At 42.1% G+C, this 3,246-nt stretch carries 1 protein-coding gene and 1 pseudogene; one reads left to right on the top strand and one right to left on the bottom strand.

The genetic code is table 11. The features are described 5' to 3' along the window. Positions 1–124: 124 nt before the first annotated feature. A pseudogene (locus F6K13_RS25135) lies at positions 125–385 on the bottom strand (histidine triad nucleotide-binding protein); the annotation flags it as partial. A 48-nt stretch (positions 386–433) separates the two neighbouring features. Here F6K13_RS25135 and F6K13_RS25130 point away from each other — a divergent pair. Continuing rightward, a complete protein-coding gene (locus F6K13_RS25130) occupies positions 434–1,963 on the top strand; it encodes a YifB family Mg chelatase-like AAA ATPase (protein ID WP_124155320.1) in 1,530 nt (509 codons plus the stop codon). Positions 1,964–3,246 lie beyond the last annotated feature (1,283 nt).

Raw genomic sequence — 3,246 nt, 5'->3', positions numbered from 1 at the left:
AAGGCGGATGGAATTTCACCACCAAGGTAATAAGAGTTATTCACAAGTCGAGGTTGTCCTCATGTGGTGACTTGGAACGGCCATTTATACCCAGTTTCCTGGTTTAGTGGCCAACGAGTCACACAATCACTACACGATAGCCATTTTCAAGTCCTGCTTGTTCAGCAACCCGCTTGGCCGTCAGCAATAAATGTCCCATCAAACTATGGTCTTCAGGTGAAGCATCAGCTAACTTGGGAATAGGCTTTTTCGGAATCACGAGGATATGAACGGGAGCTTGAGGATTAATATCTTTGAAGGCCAGGGCCATGTCATCCTCATAAACAATGTCCGCCGGAATCTCGCGCCGGATAATTTTACTGAAAAGAGTGTCTTGCTGGGTCATTTATCTATATTCAAACAACTTACTATATAAATTAAAGAATAAAGGAATATGTTAGCTAGAGTCTGGAGTGCATCAATAATTGGCATTGAGGCCGTCAAAGTGGGTGTGGAAGTCGATGTATCGGGGGGACTGCCAAAAATTGTCGTTGTGGGGTTGCCAGATGCAGCAGTTCAAGAATCAAAGGAAAGAGTCAAAGCTACTCTCAAAAATTGCGGTTATGCCTTCCCTATGCGGAAAATTCTGGTTAATCTCACCCCCGGAGATTTACGCAAGGAAGGCCCCAGTTTTGACTTACCTATTAGTATCGGAATTTTGGCTGCCTCGGAACAAGTGAATGCAGACTTACTCGGAGACCATCTATTTTTGGGAGAAGTTTCCCTTGATGGTACATTACGACCAGTAGCTGGAATTTTACCCATTGCTGCAGCAGCAGAAAAAATGGGAATTAGCGGGTTAGTTGTGCCTGCTGCTAATGCAAAGGAGGCGGCGGTAGTTAAGGGGTTATCGGTTTATGGATTTGACAATATATTTGATGTCACTGATTTTTTGAATAATCCCACTAACTTTTCTCCTGTAGAAGTAGATATTGCTGAGATTTTGGCAAAACAACAATTTTCTGGTTTAGATTTGAAAGAAGTTAAAGGACAAAATCATGCCCGTCGTGCTTTGGAAATAGCTGCTGCTGGGGGGCATAATTTGATTTTTGTCGGTCCTCCTGGCAGTGGGAAAACTATGTTGGCGCGACGTTTACCGGGAATTTTGCCTCCGTTGAATTTTGAGGAGGCATTGGAAGTGACTCAAATTTATTCTGTGGCGGGGTTGTTGAAAGATAGGGGGAGTTTGGTGAGCGATCGCCCGTTTCGTAGTCCCCACCATTCTGCTTCTGGGCCTTCTTTGGTGGGTGGAGGGAGTTTTCCGCGACCGGGGGAAATTTCTTTATCTCACCGAGGGGTATTATTTTTGGATGAGTTAACGGAGTTTAACCGCAATGTTTTGGAATATTTGCGTCAACCGTTGGAAGATGGGGTGGTGACAATATCGCGCACCCGAATGTCGGTGGAATTTCCGGCTCAGTTTACTTTGGTTGCTAGTACAAACCCTTGTCCGTGCGGTTATTATGGAGATCCTATTCAACAATGTACTTGTTCGCCACGGCAACGGGAGCAATATTGGGGAAAACTTTCGGGTCCGTTGATGGATAGGATAGATTTGCAGGTGATAGTTAGTCGGTTGAAACCGGAGGAAATTACAAGGCAGGACACTGGGGAAGGGTCGGTTGATGTGAGGGAGAGGGTAAAATTAGCACGCGATCGCGCTCGGTATCGGTTTCAGGATGAGGTTGGTTTAAGTTGTAATGCTCAGATGCAGAGTCGTCATTTTCGCAAGTGGTGTAAGTTGGATGATAGCAGTCGGGGTTTATTGGAAGGAGCGATCAGGAAATTGGGGTTGTCAGCGAGGGCGAGCGATCGAATTTTGAAGGTGGCGAGGACTATTGCCGATTTAGCGGGGGATGAGGAGTTGAAACCTGCTTATGTAGCTGAGGCAATTCAGTATCGGACAATTGATAGAATGCAGTAGCTTTGTAGGTTAGCTTGAGGAACATTAGCGGAGCTTATCCGGAGGATAAACCCAACAGATTAGGTTTTTGGTTTTTGTTCCCAGTTAACCCAACCTGTATTATACTCTTTACCCCCTACCTTACCCTATTATTGACATCCTCCCGACGTTACGCTAAGGGGACAACGAGGGACTCCTAAGCATAACGCTCTTAGGGTTTTCTGTTTCCTCTTACCTCTTCCGGAGGAGCTGCGCTAACAGAGAAGCTACGCTATAGCACTTGCCTCTGAGGTCGAGCCTCTTTTCGGTCTTAAGGTCGCTCCACAGTACATCGCCAATCCGACGGCTGCCCTAGAAACTGCTAGCCCAGCAGACTTAATTTAATTACAATAGCACACGCTTTGGAAAAACCGCAACATTGATTGGTTTTTCTATAGGACACTTCCACCCTCAGGTGAGCGCGGGTATTCAACCAACGTTGAGATCAAGCTCTTATCTAAATCCGGATTTAGTATTTAGAAGGATTTTTTATTTTGATAAAAAATCGCATACAATTATATTTTTTGTCAAAATAACCTAATCTAAAGGAATTTCTAGTTAAGCTCAAAACCTGATAATACCAAATCCGGGTATAAAAGGAGGCTTGTCCTATTCACAAATCCTATGTATAACAAAGGCTACAACTTTTTAAAGTACCCTCTTGCTAAGGCGGATTTAGTATAACATCAGCCATGGTCTACATTTAGATAGATTATACTCTATTCGTAAAAGTCAAAAATAACCATAGTTGCACTTTGGTTAAGAGTAGTTATAATACGAAAGAGATAAATCTGTTTCAAAAGAATTATGGGCAAATATTTAAATTAGGAGATGTACAGAAAAATTAATTAGGGAATAAAAAAATTAGAAGTTCGGTAATTCAATTGTTTTATTCAGATAATTCCTAAAACTTAACCTAACTTGAAATAAATAATCAATCCTTCTGAATAATAATTTCATCGCTATTTTTAAGAATAAAATACAGAAAAACTAACCAGCAAAAAAAATTAGAACAGATAATTTCACAATCAAAATCTGAAACCTAAGAAAAAAAGCTGGTAAGCCAGGGAATTTAAAGATAACACTTAACTTATGGAAATACCATTTGACATAACTCTGCTGATCATCCTGACTGTAATCAGTGGTATAGCAGCCCAAGTTCTGGCAGCCTACCTGAAAGTACCTGCGATAGTCTTTTTACTACTATTTGGTATTCTAGTAGGCAAAGATGTTTTGGGAGTGGTACATCCAAACCTACTGGGTAG

The sequence above is a fragment of the Okeania sp. SIO2B9 genome, assembly GCF_010672505.1.
Lineage (GTDB): Bacteria > Cyanobacteriota > Cyanobacteriia > Cyanobacteriales > Microcoleaceae > Okeania > Okeania hirsuta.
The sequence above is the reverse complement of the archived record's forward strand: the minus strand, read 5'-3'. Positions and strand labels throughout refer to the sequence as shown.